This window comes from Amycolatopsis sp. DG1A-15b (genome assembly GCF_030285645.1).
GTDB lineage: Bacteria > Actinomycetota > Actinomycetes > Mycobacteriales > Pseudonocardiaceae > Amycolatopsis.
The window spans coordinates 5194952-5208787 of the sequence record NZ_CP127296.1; the positions used below are offsets into that span (position 1 = coordinate 5194952).

Consider the following 13836-nt stretch of genomic DNA (forward strand, 5'->3'; position numbering starts at 1 on the left):
GTCTCCTTCGTCTCGGTGCTACGAACTGGACGAGACGGCTTCCGGAGACGTGACGACCGGCGACGTGAGCCACGCCACCAGCATCGTCACGGCCGCCGCGGCGAACACGACGGTGAGGCCCGGCGTGGCCAGCCCGCCGGTCGTGGCCAGCGCGAGCCAGCCGAACACCGCGGCCCCGGCCAGGCCGCCGGCCTGCCGGGCGAAGGTCAGCGACCCCAGCGTGACGCCGAGCAGCGCCCGGTCGGCCCGCGTCTGGCCGAGGACGGTGTAGGCGGAGGTGCAGACGGCGAAGGCCGCGCCGATCGCGAACAGGCCCGGGGCGAGGAGCCAGGGTTCGCCGTCGAGGGCGGCCGCCACGGCGATCGCGGCGAGCCCGGCCGTGCCGAGCAGGCAGCCGGACCGGCCCCACGCCGTCATCTCCGGGTGCCGCCGGGCCAGTGCGGCGAAGGACGCCGACAGGACGAGCTGTCCCGCGGTCATGGCGACGAGCAGCAGCCCGGTGCCCGCCGCGCCCGCACCCGAAGCGGCGACCAGGGCGACGTAGGTGAAGGTGCCGTAGAGCGCGGCACCCGCCAGGCCGTTGACCACCACCGCGCGCTTGAGGACGGCGTCGGCGAACACCTTCGGCGAGATCAGCGGGCTCGGCGTGCGGCGCTGCCGCCGGACGAACAGGAAGCCCGCCACCACGGTCGTCCCGAGCAGCACCGGCGTCCACAGTGGACTCCTTGCCAGCGCGTCGAAGGTGCCGAGCGCGACGACGGCGGCGCCCGCGACGGTCAGCAGCACGCTGCCCAGGACGTCGAACCTTTCCTCGCCCCGGCGTGATTTCGCGGGGAGCCCGCGCCACCCCAGGACGAGGGCGGGCACGCTCAAGGGCAGGTTGACCAGGAAGATCCACCGCCAGCCGGGTCCGGCCGCGAGCAGTCCGCCCAGTGGCGGCCCGCCCAGGGTGGCGGCCGCGAAGACGGCCGCCTGCCAGCCCTGGCGGCGCAGCAGCTCGTCGCGGTCGAACAGCTCGCCGAGCGCGCTCATCGCCGTGACGATCAGCCCGCTCCCGCCCAGGCCCTGCAGCGCGCGGGCGGCGATCAGCGAGCCGAGATCGGGCGCGGCGGCGCACCACGCGGAGGCTGCGGCGAAGAGGAGGACCGACAGCGCGAAGGAGATCCGGCGGCCGTACAGGTCACCGAGCCTGCCGTGCAGCGGCGTCGCGACGGTCAGGGTCAGCAGGCCGGCGGCGGTGACCGCGACGAGGCCGGTCCGGGCGTGCAGGTCGGCGCCGATCGACGGCAGGGCCGCGGTGAGGACCAGGCCGTCCAGCTGGGCCATGGCCATGCCGAGCAGGAGGCCGGCGTAGGCGAGATTCCGAGATGCGTGCATAAAGCACACGTTATAACGTGTCTTATGCACACATCAAGCGAGGGCGGCCCGGCCCTGTTCCGCCTGGTCCGACACTGGGCGCGCCAGTGGGCCCCGGACGTCGTCGAGCGCTTCGCCGCCGGCGCGCCGCCGTCGTGGACGGTGCCGAACCTGTTCGTCATCCAGGCGATCGACGGTGCGGCCGGCGAGGAGGTGACCGTCGCGGACGTGGCGCACCAGCTGGGCATCGACCGCTCGGTCGCGAGCCGGATGGTGAGCGAAGCGGCGCGAGAAGGTTTCGTCGAACGTTCGACGTCGACTCGCGACGCGCGCCGCGCGGTCTTGACTCTCACGGACGCGGCGAAGGAGTTCCTCGACGCTTCGCGGGCCCACCAGCGTCAGGCGTTCGAAGCACTGGTGGGCCACTGGCCCCAGGAGGACCGCGAGCGGTTCGCCGGCTACCTGAGCCGGCTCGCGGACGAGGTCCTCGGTTAAGCCAGGATCGCGTTCAGCGCTTCCCAGCCGTGCCAGGCCCGGGTGACGCCGAACTGGGCGTTGAACCGCAGGGCCGCCCGGACGTCCTCCGGCGACGCCCCACCCCGCAGCGCGCGCCCGACGTGCGTGCGGAAGGTGTCGGCCAGGGTCTGGTAGTGGACGTCGACACTGAGGCTGACCAGGCCGCGCTCACGTTCGCTGAGCGTGCCCGGCCCGTGTCCGGTGCGCATCCGCGACTGCAGGTCGAAGTAGCCGGTGAAGTGCGGGTCCAGCTCGGTCAACCGGGCCCGCACCGCCTCCGGCAGCGGGCTGGGTGCCGCGTCCGGGCCGGTCGACACCAGCTCTGCGGCCAGGGGTTCGGCATCCGGACGCGCCAGGCCGAGCTCCGTCTCGAGTTCGGTGATCCGTTCGATCCCGGCGGCGGCAGCGTGGTAACCGCAGTCGTACGAGACGAACCGCAGCAGTTCGCGGATGTCCGCTGTGGACACCCCGGCCGCAAGCCCGGTCTGCACGTGGGCTGTGAACGCGAGGCCGAGGCTCGCCTGGCAGACGTCGGCCGTGACGCACAGGAACGTCTTCTCCCGGTCGGTCAGCTCGGGAATCGACCGGACGTACTTCGCGGTGGCCCCGACCATCTGGGCGAAGACCGGGTCGAGCGCGGCCAGCCGGTCGAGGTTCGACGGCGTTTCGGTGGTGGTCAAGCTCATGCTCCCTCAGATGGATGAACGTTCGTAGCGCTACAGCTGTAGTGCGAATTACGCTACACCTGTAGCGCAATGGGTGTCCAGCTACACTGGGTGCCGATGGAAGAGACCAGACGCCGCCCGAACGCCCGCGGCCAAGGCGAACTGCTGCGCAACGAGATCGTCACGGCCGCCGTCCGGATGCTCGACGAGCTCGCCGACGACGAGGCACTGTCCCTGCGGGCGGTCGCCCGCGAGGTGTCGATCGCGGCGACGTCGGTCTACCTGCACTTCCCGGACCGCGACGCCCTCGTGCTGGCCGCCATGCAGCGCTGCCACGAGGAGCTGGTCGGCGTCGGCGACGAGGCCGCCGCGGCGGCCTCCGGCCCGGCGGCCGCGCTCCGCGCCCGGATCCTGGCGCAGGCGGCGTGGGCGCAGGAACATTCCGGGCTCTACAAGGTGCTCCACGAGAGCAAGGTCCACCGGCGGCTCGGAATGCCGTTCAAGGAGGTCATGGTCGCCCGCACGGTCGAGGCGGTCCAGGCGTGCATGGACGCCGGCGTGGCCCCGGCCGACGACCCGGCCACGGTCGCGATCGACCTGCGGACCGCCGTCAACGGCATGCTGGCCCAGCGGATCAACGAGCCCGACCTGCCCTGGCCGCCCGCGGACGAGCAGCTGGACCGGTTCCTGGTCAAGCTGGTGGGCCTGCGGCTCTAGGGTCCGGCTACTCCCCCGCGCTGCCGTCGATCGACTCGCGGAGCAGGTCGGCGTGGCCGTTGTGGCGGCTGTACTCCTCGACCATGTGGACCAGGGTCCAGCGCAGGGTCGGTGCGCTGCCGTCCCGCCGGGGACGCCGGGCCCGCTGCGCCAGGTCGCCGTTCGCCAGTGCTTCCGTCACCGCCGCCCGTGAGCGCTCGACCGCGTTCGCCCAGAGTTCGCGCAGCTGGTCCGGGGTGTCGTCCGCGGCCGAATCCCAGTCCCAGTCCGGCGTCGCCGTCCAGTCGATCGCGTCGAACGGAGCCATCCGGTCACGGCCCTGCAGCACGTGGCCGAACCAGTGGTCCTCCACGTAGGCCAGGTGCTTGAGCAGCCCGCCGAGCGTCATCCTGGACGGCGGGTGCGTCGCGCGCAGGGCCGCCGCGTCCAGTCCGGCGCACTTCCAGGCCAGCGTCGCGCGGTGGAAGTCCAGGAAGCCGAGGAGCGTGGTCGCTTCGTCACCGTCGAGGGGCGGTTCGGGCCGGCCCTGTTCGTCCACAGTGGTCACGACGCCGACGCCGTCAGCGGGCGGACGTCCCAGATCCACACCCCGCCGACGAACTCCGCGGGCTTGCGCAGCAACAGCTCCACAGTGGACTTCAGCGCTTCCTGGTTCTGCCGCGGCCCCACCACGAGCACGTTCGCCTTCCAGGCCCGCAGGTCCGCGAGCGCCTGGGTGCGGTCGGCCTCGGTGACCTCCGCCGCCTGGCCGGTGCGCTCGACCTGGGCGAACAGGTCCGACGTCGGCAGCGGGACGGCGCCGTAGCGGCCGCGGCGGTCGTCCGGGGACGTCGGGCCGACGAAGTAGCCCTCCGGCATCGGGTAGCCGAGGCCCGCGTCGACCTGCCAGTGCAGCGGCTCGGCCTCCCCGGTGCTCGGCAGCGGCACCGGCACCAGCGAACCGCCCGGGGCGACGTACTGGCGCCAGATCCCGTCGGCGAAGAACGGCGGCGAGAGGGGACGCTGGTGCGTCACCAGCTCCGTCGGCGCGATCGGCAGCAGCACCGCCACCACCGCGCCGATCCAGATCATCCGCAGCGGGAACGCGGGTTTGCCGTCGGACGGCGCCGGCTGCTCGGCCGCCGCCGTCCAGACCCGGTGCGTCGCGATCGCCAGGAGCGCGCCTGCCACCGGGATGCAACCCATCGCGAGCCGGGACTCGAGCAGCGAGTCGAGCAGCGGCAGCTGGCCCAGCCACTTCCACGGGCCGGCGAAGCCGGTGTCCTCGTGCGCCACCGTGATCTCGACGCCCAGCGACAGCACGGCCATCACGTACATCGTGATCGCGAGCGCCCGCGAAACGACGTCACGCCACAGCCAGATCGTCAGCATCACCATGAGCGCGATCAGCGGCCAGCCGAAGAAGGCGTTCTCCTCGGTGCGGTTCATCGAGACGTCCGCGGCCGCCTCGGGCGCGCCGGCGACCGACTGCGTCGCGAAGCGGGTGAACGCCGCGGTGTCGTTGCCCGCCGAACCGTGCAGCAGCGAGTGGAAGCTCTGCGGGCCGAAGAACTGCCAGTACAGCGGGAATCCGGCGATCAGCAGGGCGACGACCGCGCCGATCCCGATGCCCTTGCCCAGCGGCGCCAGCATGCCGCGGATCTCCGCGCGGCGCGGGATCAGGTACGCCACCACGAAGACGAGGAAGGTGAGCGCGAAGATGGCCAGGGGCTCTTCGCCCAGCAGGATCTGCCACGCGACGAGCAGCCCGAGCACGATGCCGTTGCGCACCGGGCGCTCGTTGCGCGCGATCTGGATCGTCTTGAGCGCGATGAACGGCAGCACGAACAGCACGACGAAGTTCGGGTGCGCGTTGCCGTGCGAGATCATCGGCGGCGCGAAGCCGCAGAACGCGCCGCCGATCGCGGCCGCCGTCCGGTTCGGCACCAGGTGCCGGGAGAACACCCAGTACCAGCCGGTCGCGGTGCCGGCGAGGCCGGCGGTGAGCACGATCGCCCAGGTCAGCGTCGCGCCGAAGGTCAGCGTGATCGGCGCCAGCGGGATGTTCAGGCCGAACATCGCCGCGTTCGCCGCCATGTTGACGCCGAGCGGGTAGTTCTGCAGGTCCGTGGTGAACGGGTTCTGGAAGTGGAGGACGGCCTTCGCGACGACCGTCGAGTACCACTCCCACTGGCTCTGGTCGGCCCCGCCGTTCCAGAGGTAGCCGCGCTTGAGGTCGAACCACAGCCCGTTGTAGAGCAGGATCGTGAACAGCAGGAACCCGCCGGTGATCGCGGAGTCCTGCCACGCCCAGCTCTTCGGGCCTTCGGGGAGTTCGGGAGCGGGTGGCACCAGCTCGGGGACGGCTTCGGACTTCAAGCTCACGGTTCGACCACCCTGGCGACGAAGTAGAGCGCCCCGGTCCCGGCGTGCCGGACCAGCAGCAGGAACGGCCGGTCCACCGTGACGGCGACCGGGTCGTCGATCATCATCGAGGTGAGGCGCATGACCAGCGCGGTGGCCGCGGCCCCCTCGAAGCCCTGTTCGTCGACGCGCAGCACGGCCTGGTGCACCACCTCGGACACGAGCAGCCGAGGATCCGGCGTGAGCCCGCTCAGGTCGGCCTTGTCGGTGAACATCGTCCGCACACCCAGGCCGCGCAGCACGCCGCCCAGCAAGCTGGACACGTCGAGGGAAACCTTGGGGAGCGCGAGTTCCACCCGCTTGAAGCGGATTTCGCCGAGCAGGCGCGTCAGGGACGGCTGGTCGAGCCGGGGTTCCGCTTCAGCGAGTTCGCCGTCGGGCAGCAGCACCACGGCCTGCAGGCCACCGGCCGCGGCGAGCTGCACCGCCTGCCAGCCGTCGCGGTGCGCGTAGCCGAGACTCTCGCTGAGCCACATGGTCGGCACGTCCCGGGTGCCGGACGGCGCGTGGAACGGCGCGTCCGAGGTGTTGGCCTCGCGGAACGGCAGTTTCCAGGCGGCTTTCAGGTAAAGCGCGTTGACCAGCACGGCCGCGACGTCGGAGTCGATCGAGCCGGGCGGCAGCAGGTGCGGGATCAGCCCACGGGTGGTGCGCTCGACGTCGTCGTTGATCAGCGCGCGAGCGGCCTCGGGCTCTTTTTCGAAGGGCGCGCTCGCAACGGCGGCCCCGGGCCACTCGGCGAGTTCGGCCTTGAAGGAGTCCTCGAGCGGAAGGCGGTCGTCCGCCCACAGCGTGTTCGCGACGGCCAGCTCGGGCTGTTCCTTGCTGTGCGTCTCTTCGACGAGCTGGGTGGCCTCCCGCAGCAGGGCGGTCTGCTCACCCGGGTCGCCGAGCAGGGCGACCAGCTCGTCCCGGGTCTGCCCCCGGGCCGCGCGGGCGGCGAGGGTCAGCGCGCTGGCCACGGAGTACGGCGAAAAGCAGGTGTTCCCGCCCCCGGCACCGAGGGCCGAGTGGACGGCGAGCGCGAACCGGAGGTGGCTGTCCGTGGCCATGCGGGCGAGACTACCGGAACGCCACCCCCACCGGCCGCCTGCGCGCAAGTCCACCCGAGGATGACAAATCCCCCGACCGCGGCCCGGAGCCGAATGCCGGATCGCCGGACGGCGCCGACCGGCCGGTGTCAGCGGTGGAGGCGGGTCACGTGCCAGGAGTACCAGGCGTGGGCCTGGGCGTCGGTGAGGGAGGCGACCTGGTCGACCACCACCCGGAGCAGGGCGGCGTCGTCCGCGGCCGCGTTCCAGGCCGGGGCGAACAGCGGGTCGAGGGACTCCGGGGCCCGGCGCGCCAGGGCGTGGACCAGCTCGGCCAGCAGCTCGCGCTGGCCCTCCTGCATCGCCAGCCGGCGGCGGTCGCTCATCACGTACCGCAGGGCCAGCGCCTTCAGCAGCGCCACCTCCGCCGCCACCTGCTCCGGGACGCACAGGTTCGCCCGGTAGCGCCCCAGCGGCCCCTCGCCGAACTTCTCGCGCGTGCCGGTGACCGCCGCCGTCGTGAAGCGGCCGACCAGCTCGCTCGTCAGCCGTTTCAAAGCGACCTGGGCGCCCGGCGAACCGTCCGGCTCGGCCGAGGCCAGCGCCGCCACCACCGGCAGCGCCAGCAGTTCCGTCGCCGCATCCTCCAAAGTGGACACCGACTGCGCGGAGAAGTGCTTGGCCGCGGCCTCGGCGACGGCCGCGCGTTCGTCCGGGTGGGCGAGCACGCGCAGCTTGATCCGGCCGGCCAGCACCCCGTCCTCGACGTCGTGCACCGAGTACGCGACGTCGTCCGCCCAGTCCATGATCTGGGCCTCCAGGCACCGCTGCTCCGCCGGCGCCCCCGAACGGAACCACTCGAACACCGGCACGTCGTCGCCGTACACGCCGTACTTCACCTGCCCCGGCCGGCGCGGCCACGGGTACTTCGTGGTCGCGTCCAGGCACGCGCGGGTGAGGTTGAGCCCGACCGGGTCACCCTCGGCGGACAGCAGCTTCGGCTCCAGCCGGGTGAGGATGCGCAACGTCTGCGCGTTGCCCTCGAACCCGCCGCACGCGCTGGCCACCTCGTCGAGCGCGCGTTCGCCGTTGTGCCCGAACGGCGGGTGCCCGATGTCGTGCGCCAGGCCCGCGGTGTCCACCAGGTCCGGGTCGGCGCCCAGCTCGTCGGCGATGCCGCGGCCGATCTGGGCGACCTCCAGCGAGTGCGTCAGCCGGGTGCGCGGGACACCGGTGACCTCGGCGCCCTCCCCCGGCCCGACCACCTGGGTCTTGCCGGCCAGCCGCCGCAGCGCGGCGGAGTGCAGCACCCGGGCGCGGTCGCGGGAGAACGCGCTGCGCCCGTCCGCCCGGGCGCCGGGCAGCGCCGCACCCTTCGCCGGCTCCGGCAGCAGGCGGGCGGTGTCGTGCTCGGTGTAGTCCACCCGACCAGCCTAAACGGGCCCACCGACAGAACGCCTAACCCAGGAACGTCGCGAACAGGTCGTCAGCCGGGGTCTTGGTCAGCCGGTAGTAGAGCAGCGCGCCGGTCTCGCGCACGATGTACCGCACCTGGGTGACGCGCTCCTGGACGATCGGTCCGCTGTGCGTCGGCGCGGTCCAGGCGTCCAGGCCCAGGTCGCCCGCCATCGTCCGGGCGCGGAAGGAGTGCCACGGGTCGCTCACCAGCACCGCCGTGCGCCAGCCGCGGGCCTCCACCTGCTGGGCGACCGCGCGCAGGCTCCGCAGCGTGTCGCTGCCTTCGCCGACGGCGAGCGTCGCCGTCGCCGGCACCCCGCGCCGGGTCAGCCAGAGCTGGCCGGCCCTGGCCTCGGTGAAGTTGTCTTCGGCCTTCTTGCCGCCCGCGGTGACGATCGTCTTCGCGACGCCGGCGTCGTAGAGCTGTTTGGCCTTCGCCAGCCGGGCCGCGTAGATGTCCGACGGCTTGCCGTTGTACTGGGCCGCGCCCAGCACAACGATGACGTCGGCGGGGGTCCGGTCGTTCTCGCGGGCCACCTGCCAGACCCGGAACGCCGTGCCGCCGACGAGCGCCAGCAGCAGCAAGACCGTGCCGAGGGCGATCCGGCGCGCCCAGCTCGCGAGCGACGGTTCGGTGCGTTCAGCGGTACCCATCCGCGCCATTCTTTCAGAGGCGGCTCAGAGCCAGCCACGCTCCTCGGCGACGCGCACGGCTTCGGCCCGCGTCCGGGCGCCGGTCTTGCCGATCGCCGCGGACAGGTGGTTGCGGACGGTGCCTTCCGAAAGGTGCAGGGCGCGGGCCACGTCGGCCACCGTGCTGCCGTCCTTGGCCTCCCGCAGGACGTCCCGCTCCCGGCCGGTGAGCGGGCTGGCCCCGGTGGCGAGGGATTCCGCGGCCAGCGCCGGGTCCACCACACGCAGTCCACTGTGGACCCGCCGGACGGCTTCGACGAGCTGCTCCGGCGGAGCGTCCTTGACGACGAACCCGGCCGCGCCCGCCGCCATCGCCCGGGCGAGGTAACCGGGACGGCCGAACGTCGTGCAGATGATCACCCGGCACGACGGGAGCGCGGCCCGCAGGTCGGCCGCGGCAGCCAGGCCGTCCTTGCCCGGCATCTGGACGTCCAGCAGCGCGACGTCCGGCTTGGTCTCGCGCGCCGCGGCCACCACCTCGTCGCCGGAGCCGACCTGCCCGACCACTTCGATGTCGTTCTCGAGGCCCAGCACGGTGGCCAGTGCCCCGCGGACCATGGCCTGGTCGTCGGCCAGCAGTACCCGGATCAAGCGAGACCTCCCGCGGGTTCGGCACGCACGGCCGGGGTGGCCGGGCTCGGTTCGGGCAACGGGATCTCCGCCCGCACGAGCAATCCTCCCCCAGGCCGGGCCGACGTCCGCAGCGTGCCCCCGACCGCGTCCAGCCGCTCGGAAAGCCCGCGCAGGCCGTTGCCCGCGACGACGCCGGTGGCGGTGCCGTCGTCCTCGATCTCCAGCCAGTTGCCGCCCAGCCGCACGCGCACCCGGTCGGCCCCGGAGTGCCGCAGCACGTTCGTCACGGCTTCGCGCAGCACGTACCCGAAGGTGGGTTGGAACTCCGGCCGGACGTTGTCGACGGCGTGCGGCAGGTCGGCGTCGATCTCCGCGGCCCGCAGCGCCGCGCGGGCGCCGACGAGCTCCGCGGACAGCGACACCTCCCGGTTCGCCGACACGGTCGCGCGGACGTCGGAGAGGGCACTGCGGGTGAGGCTTTCGACCTCTCGGATCTCCTCCACCGCGCGCGGGATGTCGCCGGCGCTCTCCAGCACCCGCCGGGCCAGCCCCGCCTTGACGGTGATCGTGGTGAGGCTGTGCCCGAGCAGGTCGTGCAGGTCGCGGGCCAGGCGCTCCCGCTCGTTCGTGACGGCGAGGGTGGCGATCTCCTCGTTGGCGAGCTCCAGCCGGCGGATCGCGCGGATGAGGCTGGACATGAAGAACATCGCCAGGGTGACCGACCCGACGGTGATCAGGTCGCCGTAGTCGTTCCCGAACCGGCCGGCCAGCAGCAGGACCCCGGCCGCCAGCACCAGCGCCGAGCCGTCGAGGATCACCACCCACGCCGGCGGCACCAGGAAGACCATCGCCGCGGTGCCGTAGAGCAGGACGAACGGGCTGGCGGGCAGGACGGTGACCAGGGTGAGACCCAGGGCCAGCATCACCACCCCGTAGCCGAAGCGGACCCGGCGGCCGCGGTCGAACGCGAACGGGAAGAGCGCGTACGAAAGCGCATAGCCGTAGACGAGCGCCCACAGCCCGATCAGGCCGGGTGTCACGTGGTCCGCCGCCAGCAGCCGCTTCGTCACCGGGATGAGGTAGGGCAACGTGAACGCGATCGAGAAGATCGGCCACCGCAGCTTGTCCGGGCCGCCGCCGCCCCGGCCGGGGACCGGGTCGTCCCACCACGCTTCCCGGTTCTGCAAGCCGAACCGGTGGTCCGCGCCCTCGCCCTTCGCCATGGTTCCTCGTCCTTCCGGCCCTCAGACGCGGGCGCTGTCCTTACGGTAACGCCTGATCACCAGCGCCCCCAGCACGACCGTCCACGCGGCGAGCACACCCGCGGCCTGGGGCAGCGAAACCACCATGTCGGTGGTCACCGCGGGCCGCACCACCTGTAGCACCCAGTACGTCGGCATGATCTGCGCGACGTCGTGCATCCACGAGGGCATCGTTTCCAGCGGGATCCACAGGCCGCCGAGGAAGCCCATGCCGAGGGTGACGATCATGCTGATCGGCTGCATCGAGTCCGGGGTGCCGAACTGTCCGATCAGCAGGCCGAGCAGCACCAGCGGGAGCGTGCCGAGGAAGACGCCGAGGAAGATCCGGACCCAGCCCGCCGCGTCTACGTGCACGCTCTCGACGGTCACGGCCAGCAGCGGCACCAGGACCAGCGCGGGCAGCCCGACGAGCATCCCGGACAGCGCCTTGCCGCCGAGGTAGCCGAACCCGGTCAACGGGGTCAGCCGCAGCTGCCGCTGCCACCCGAGCGCTCGTTCCAGGGCGAGCCGCCCGCCACTGGTGTTGGCCGCGGCGAACGTGCCGAAGGTCATCATGTTGATCATGATGATGGCGGCGATCTTCGCGTGGTCCGGGTCGCTCGTCTTGGTGAAGACGTTGGCCTGCAACAGGAACATCAGCACCGGGAACACGATCACGAAGACCAGGAACCGCGGGGCGCGGAAGTTCCGGCGGATCTCGGTGAACAGGTAGGTGGCGTTCATCGCACGGGCTCCGCGGTCTCGTCGGCGGTCAGGGAGAGGAAGGCGCCTTCGAGGCCGATGGCGCTGATTTCGACGTCGTGCACGGCCGGGAGGGCCGCCTTGAGCGCCCACAGCGTGGCGTCGGAGTCACCGCTGGAGATCGCGACGCGGTCGCCGCGCAGCTCGAACTCCTTGACGCCGGGCAGCGCGGCGATCACCGCGTCGGTCGCGCCCGGGACGGCCGCGCGCAGGGTGCGGCCGCCGGCCAGGGCGCGGACCTCGGCGACGGAACCGTCGGCGACGATCCGGCCGCGGCGCATCAGCACCACGCGGTCGGCGAACTCCTCGGCCTCTTCGAGGTAGTGGGTGGCGAACAGGACCGTGCGCCCGGATTCGGTGAAGGAGTACATCGAGCGCCAGAACTCGCGCCGGGTGCCGACGTCCATCGCCGCGGTCGGCTCGTCGAGGATCAGCAGGTCGGGGTTGCTGACCAGGGCGACGGCGAAGCGCACCCGCTGCTTCTGCCCGCCGGAGAGCTTGTTCGCGCGACGGCCGGCCAGCTCCTCGACGCCGGCGGCGCGCAGGGCCTCGGCCACCGGCATCGGCCGGCGGTGCAGCGCCGCGACCATGCCGACGGTCTCCCCGACCGTCAGGTCGTCCATCAGGGCGCCGCCCTGCAGCATCGCGCCGATCAGGCCGGCGCGGACGGCGTCGATCGGCTTGCGCCCGAACACGCGCACATCGCCGTCGCCGGGGCTGGTCAGGCCGAGGATCATGTCGACGGTGGTGGACTTGCCCGCACCGTTCGGGCCGAGCAGGGCGACCACCTCGCCCGGGGCGATCGTCAGGTCGACGCCGTCGACCGCGTGGACTTCGCCGTAGTGCTTCCGCAGGCCGGTGAGGTGGATCGCGGCCCCCGCCGCCACCGCCTGGATGTCTGTTTCTCGCATGCCCCCAGGCTGCCGCCCGGAAGGCCCGGGTCCCCAGACCGTGCGTCACGACTTGGCCGTGACAGGTGTCAGGGGTACCCGGGCCCCGGGTGGTTCAGCAGCCGATGAGGCGGCCCGCCAGGTAGGACTCGAGCTGGTCGATCGCGATGCGCTCCTGCGACATCGAGTCGCGCTCGCGCACGGTCACGGCCTGGTCCTCGAGCGAGTCGAAGTCGACCGTGACGCAGTACGGCGTGCCGATCTCGTCCTGACGGCGGTAGCGGCGGCCGATCGCCTGGGCGTCGTCGAAGTCGACGTTCCAGTGCTTGCGCAGCGTGGCCGCGACTTCCTTGGCCTTCGGGGTCAGGTCGGCGTTGCGCGACAGCGGCAGCACCGCGACCTTGAACGGCGAAAGCCGCGGGTCGAGCTTCAGCACGACGCGGGTGTCGGTGCCGCCCTTGGCGTTCGGCACCTCTTCCTCGACGTAGGAGTCCACCAGGAACGCCATCATCGAGCGGCCGACACCCGCCGCCGGCTCGATGACGAACGGCCGGTACCGCTGGCCCGAGGCCTGGTCGAAGAACGACAGGTCCTGGCCCGAGTGGTTCGAGTGCGTCGTCAGGTCGAAGTCGGTGCGGTTCGCGATGCCCTCGAGCTCGCCCCACTCCTGGCCCGCGTTGAACGCGAACCGGTACTCGATGTCGACGGTGCGCTTCGCGTAGTGCGAGAGCTTTTCCTTCGGGTGCTCGTAGTGGCGCAGGTTCTCGGCCTTGATGCCGAGGTCGGTGTACCACTCGGTGCGCTGGTCGATCCAGTACTGGTGCCAGCGCTCGTCCTCGCCCGGCTCGACGAAGAACTCCATCTCCATCTGCTCGAACTCGCGCGTCCGGAAGATGAAGTTGCCCGGCGTGATCTCGTTGCGGAAGGACTTGCCGATCTGGCCGATGCCGAACGGCGGCTTCTTCCGCGACGTCGTCTGGACGTTGGAGAAGTTCACGAAGATGCCCTGCGCGGTCTCCGGGCGGAGGTAGTGCAGGCCCTCTTCGGACTCCACCGGGCCGAGGTAGGTCTTCAGCATCATGTTGAAGTCCCGCGGCGGGGTGTACTTGCCGCGCGTGCCGCAGTTCGGGCACGGCACCTCGGACAGGTCGTCCTCGCTGGTCTCCTTGCCGGTGCGCGCCGCGAACTCCTCGGCGAGCTGGTCGGCGCGGAACCGCTTGTGGCACGACAGGCACTCGATCAGCGGGTCGGTGAACACGTTGACGTGCCCCGACGCGACCCAGACCTCACGCGGCAGGATCACCGACGAGTCGAGGCCGACGACGTCGTCGCGGCCCTGGACGACGGTCTTCCACCACTGGCGCTTGATGTTGTCCTTGAGCTCGACCCCGAGCGGCCCGTAGTCCCACGCAGAGCGGGTGCCGCCGTAGATCTCTCCGCTGGCGAAGACGAAACCACGGCGTTTGCACAGGCTGATGATCTTCTCAATGGTGTTCGTGGGCACTCCACGCTCCGAAAAGCTTGCGGGGAC

The 13836-nt window shown here is 71.9% G+C and carries 14 protein-coding genes; 2 read left to right on the top strand and 12 right to left on the bottom strand.

Annotated features, from left to right (window positions below; all coding sequences use genetic code 11):
• Positions 1–18: 18 nt before the first annotated feature.
• Positions 19–1377, bottom strand: a complete 1359-nt coding sequence (locus QRY02_RS23685) for an MFS transporter (protein ID WP_285993715.1) — start codon at positions 1375–1377, stop codon at positions 19–21.
• Between the two features lie 24 nt (positions 1378–1401).
• Between QRY02_RS23685 and QRY02_RS23690 the strand changes: the two genes are divergently transcribed.
• Positions 1402–1851, top strand: a complete 450-nt coding sequence (locus tag QRY02_RS23690; RefSeq protein ID WP_285993716.1) for a MarR family winged helix-turn-helix transcriptional regulator — start codon at positions 1402–1404, stop codon at positions 1849–1851.
• On the opposite strand, the gene QRY02_RS23695 is transcribed toward QRY02_RS23690, so the two are convergent.
• Positions 1848–2558 (bottom strand): carboxymuconolactone decarboxylase family protein, encoded by a 711-nt coding sequence (locus tag QRY02_RS23695; RefSeq protein ID WP_285993717.1) that lies wholly within the window; start codon positions 2556–2558, stop codon positions 1848–1850. The two genes, QRY02_RS23690 and QRY02_RS23695, sit on opposite strands and share 4 nt — an antisense overlap.
• Before the next feature lie 96 nt (positions 2559–2654).
• Between QRY02_RS23695 and QRY02_RS23700 the strand changes: the two genes are divergently transcribed.
• On the top strand, positions 2655–3254 hold the full coding sequence (locus tag QRY02_RS23700; protein WP_285993718.1) for a TetR/AcrR family transcriptional regulator: 600 nt from the start codon (positions 2655–2657) through the stop codon (positions 3252–3254).
• A gap of 7 nt (positions 3255–3261) precedes the next feature.
• Here QRY02_RS23700 and QRY02_RS23705 read toward each other — a convergent pair whose 3' ends face one another.
• The 10 genes from QRY02_RS23705 to QRY02_RS23750 form a co-directional block, all read right to left on the bottom strand.
• Positions 3262–3801 carry a DinB family protein gene (locus QRY02_RS23705; RefSeq protein WP_285993719.1) on the bottom strand — a complete coding sequence of 180 codons (540 nt, stop codon included), beginning with the start codon at positions 3799–3801 and terminating at the stop codon, positions 3262–3264.
• Complete coding sequence (locus tag QRY02_RS23710; RefSeq protein ID WP_502874239.1) at positions 3798–5618, bottom strand: glycosyl transferase; 1821 nt, start codon at positions 5616–5618, stop codon at positions 3798–3800. Before QRY02_RS23710 ends, QRY02_RS23705 begins: the two co-directional genes overlap by 4 nt.
• On the bottom strand, positions 5615–6709 hold the full coding sequence (locus QRY02_RS23715; RefSeq protein WP_285993720.1) for a serpin family protein: 1095 nt from the start codon (positions 6707–6709) through the stop codon (positions 5615–5617). Before QRY02_RS23715 ends, QRY02_RS23710 begins: the two co-directional genes overlap by 4 nt.
• A gap of 128 nt (positions 6710–6837) precedes the next feature.
• Positions 6838–8112: a deoxyguanosinetriphosphate triphosphohydrolase gene (locus QRY02_RS23720; RefSeq protein ID WP_285993721.1), complete on the bottom strand. Its 1275-nt coding sequence runs from the start codon at positions 8110–8112 to the stop codon at positions 6838–6840.
• Positions 8113–8146: 34 nt separating this feature from the next.
• Positions 8147–8800, bottom strand: coding sequence for a YdcF family protein (locus tag QRY02_RS23725; RefSeq protein WP_285993722.1), 654 nt, complete (start codon positions 8798–8800; stop codon positions 8147–8149).
• A gap of 24 nt (positions 8801–8824) precedes the next feature.
• The gene (locus tag QRY02_RS23730) at positions 8825–9430 is read right to left on the bottom strand and encodes a response regulator transcription factor (protein WP_285993723.1); all 606 of its coding nucleotides are present in this window, start codon (positions 9428–9430) and stop codon (positions 8825–8827) included.
• The gene (locus QRY02_RS23735; protein ID WP_285985057.1) at positions 9427–10635 is read right to left on the bottom strand and encodes a sensor histidine kinase; all 1209 of its coding nucleotides are present in this window, start codon (positions 10633–10635) and stop codon (positions 9427–9429) included. Before QRY02_RS23735 ends, QRY02_RS23730 begins: the two co-directional genes overlap by 4 nt.
• Before the next feature lie 21 nt (positions 10636–10656).
• A complete protein-coding gene (locus tag QRY02_RS23740; RefSeq protein ID WP_285985058.1) occupies positions 10657–11397 on the bottom strand; it encodes an ABC transporter permease in 741 nt (246 codons plus the stop codon).
• Complete coding sequence (locus tag QRY02_RS23745; protein WP_285985059.1) at positions 11394–12326, bottom strand: ABC transporter ATP-binding protein; 933 nt, start codon at positions 12324–12326, stop codon at positions 11394–11396. The genes QRY02_RS23740 and QRY02_RS23745 overlap by 4 nt, the downstream gene beginning before the upstream one ends.
• A gap of 94 nt (positions 12327–12420) precedes the next feature.
• Positions 12421–13809 (bottom strand): glycine--tRNA ligase, encoded by a 1389-nt coding sequence (locus QRY02_RS23750; RefSeq protein WP_285985060.1) that lies wholly within the window; start codon positions 13807–13809, stop codon positions 12421–12423.
• Positions 13810–13836 lie beyond the last annotated feature (27 nt).